Annotated in this window: 4 protein-coding genes; 2 read left to right on the plus strand and 2 right to left on the minus strand. The window is 63.0% G+C overall.

Annotated features, from left to right (window positions below; genetic code table 11):
• The first annotated feature begins 169 nt into the window (after positions 1-169).
• Positions 170-469, plus strand: a complete 300-nt coding sequence (locus Q8Q88_RS24640) for a TetR/AcrR family transcriptional regulator (RefSeq protein WP_371129786.1) — start codon at positions 170-172, stop codon at positions 467-469.
• On the opposite strand, the gene Q8Q88_RS00005 is transcribed toward Q8Q88_RS24640, so the two are convergent.
• The gene (locus Q8Q88_RS00005) at positions 439-669 is read right to left on the minus strand and encodes a hypothetical protein (RefSeq protein ID WP_305673147.1); all 231 of its coding nucleotides are present in this window, start codon (positions 667-669) and stop codon (positions 439-441) included. The genes Q8Q88_RS24640 and Q8Q88_RS00005 overlap by 31 nt on opposite strands.
• Between Q8Q88_RS00005 and Q8Q88_RS24645 the strand changes: the two genes are divergently transcribed.
• Positions 647-982 (plus strand): hypothetical protein, encoded by a 336-nt coding sequence (locus Q8Q88_RS24645; protein WP_371129787.1) that lies wholly within the window; start codon positions 647-649, stop codon positions 980-982. The genes Q8Q88_RS00005 and Q8Q88_RS24645 overlap by 23 nt on opposite strands.
• Here the strand turns inward: Q8Q88_RS24645 and Q8Q88_RS00010 are convergent.
• The gene (locus tag Q8Q88_RS00010) at positions 950-1,492 is read right to left on the minus strand and encodes a MarR family winged helix-turn-helix transcriptional regulator (protein ID WP_305673148.1); all 543 of its coding nucleotides are present in this window, start codon (positions 1,490-1,492) and stop codon (positions 950-952) included. The two genes, Q8Q88_RS24645 and Q8Q88_RS00010, sit on opposite strands and share 33 nt — an antisense overlap.
• Positions 1,493-1,873 lie beyond the last annotated feature (381 nt).

Below are 1,873 nucleotides of genomic sequence, written 5' to 3' on the forward strand. Positions count from 1 at the left end.
TTAGTTTTAAAATCCAACTCGTACTGACACGAAAATTGCGGCGCATCAACCGTCGCCACCCTCGACGCCGTAGCCGTCTAGCGCTCCCGGCCTTGAGTTCTCCTGTTGCGGATTTTCGTTTGAGTTCTATTTTCGTCTCATAAAACGGTGACATGCGCGGAATCGAGTCATGCGACATGACGCCGGACGGAAGGAGAGGACCCACACTCGCCTCCTGCAGGCGACAGCACAATCCATCCGGGCGCAAGGTCTGGCCGCCACCACCATCGGCGGGGTGTCCGCCGCGATCGGAATGACGCACGGCGGCTTCTACGCACACTTCGGGTCGCGGGATGAGTTGGTCGCCGCCGCTATTCAGGAGACGTTCTCGCAGAGCCTCGGGGCGGCCCGGTCGATGGCGCCTGGTTGGCGAGAAACACTGGCCGCACACTTGGATTTCTACCTTAGGGTCGTCGGCGGGAGGATCTGACGCCCCACATTGCGGAAGTGGCCAACGACCTTGCCGCGGGACCCGCGCTTGAGAGAGAGCTTGCGCGGCGGGCAGATCGCGCTGCTGATCAACAACGCAGGCGCAGGATCGCCGTAACCGACGGCGCAAAGCACGGCCGACAAGTTTGAGCGGTTGATACGACGGAATATCGCGGCCTTGACGCGGCGCTCGGTCGCCACGCTGTCCGCCCTTCGCAAACGGAACCGGGCGTGCTGGTCAACAACGACTCGGTCGTCGCGCACGCCATTGGCGGGAGCCGCAGCCTACAGCGGATCCAAGGCGTGTGTGGCGAACTTCACGCGATCCCAGCAGCTGGAGTGGGCCGATGGCGCGATTCGGATCGATGCCGGGTCCCGCGGCAGCGCAATTGGTGGACGCAGCCCACACCGACCCCGTCAATGGCAATCCCGAAACCTGGGACGGAAGTTCGTCACCGGACCGGCTCCCGCGCCGGCAAATCTAGGCGCGACGGTCGGCGATTCTCCGCCGTGACCGAATGGCGTCGACCGCCGCGCGCGGCGCTGTGACCTTCGGCCTGAGAGGCGACGCGGTGTGCGGAAGTGGGGCCTCGATGACGCGGTCCATCAGCGTGCGCAGTTCGGCGGCTTCCTGTGCGCCAAAGGCGGACTCGAAGCCGGCCTGCGCCAATTGCCAGGCCGAATGGGCCGCCAACAACACCGCATAACCCCGATCGGTGATGGCGACTTCGCGGGCCCGGCGATCCGCCGCGCTAATAGTTATGTGGAGCAATCCATCACGCTCAAGGGGCCGAAGGTTATGTCCCACAGTCGCACGATCCATCGTCATGGCGTTCGCCAGGCGAGCCATGGTCATGGGGCCCTCCGTGCTTAGAAAACCCAGTAGGGTATACTGCGTCGATCTGAGGCTCGTGCCCGCCAAACACTGATCATAGTACCGCGAAACACGTCGAGCCGCACGTCGCAGCTGGCTGCAACTGCAGTCTCTGGGAAAGTCGACGTTTCCACCGCCACTCTGCGCCACGCTCAAGATGCTCTCCTCCGCGCTCCGCGAGCTGACTTCCTAGCATCGAACCGTCGCGATGCGATGTCAAAAAGCCATATTGGTGTTGTTTCGGAACTCACGTGGTGTTAGGTCTCATATGCACCTATTTTGGAAAGGCGAATAGTCGCTCGCACCGCCGCCGCCCGCCGCTCGGAGTGTCCCTGCTTGTGGCGGCCGCGGCGCCCCGGTCAGTGCAGCGGCATGGGCGCCAAACCAAAGAGACTGTGAGGAAACGAAACATGGATGACGGCGCAATTGACTGGCGTGCCGCGGCGCGGGCCGAGGCCTATGCCATGCCCCTGGAGCACATCGACCCCGTCGATGCTGAACTCTTCCGGACGGGAACATTTGAATTCTACT

This window comes from Phenylobacterium sp. (assembly GCF_030697925.1).
Classification (GTDB): Bacteria; Pseudomonadota; Alphaproteobacteria; order Caulobacterales; family Caulobacteraceae; genus Phenylobacterium.

Bases quoted from the DNA above. Each gene is read 5' to 3' on its own strand.
- Q8Q88_RS24640 (WP_371129786.1), top strand. From the start codon at position 170: ATGCGACATGACGCCGGACGGAAGGAGAGGACCCACACTCGCCTCCTG.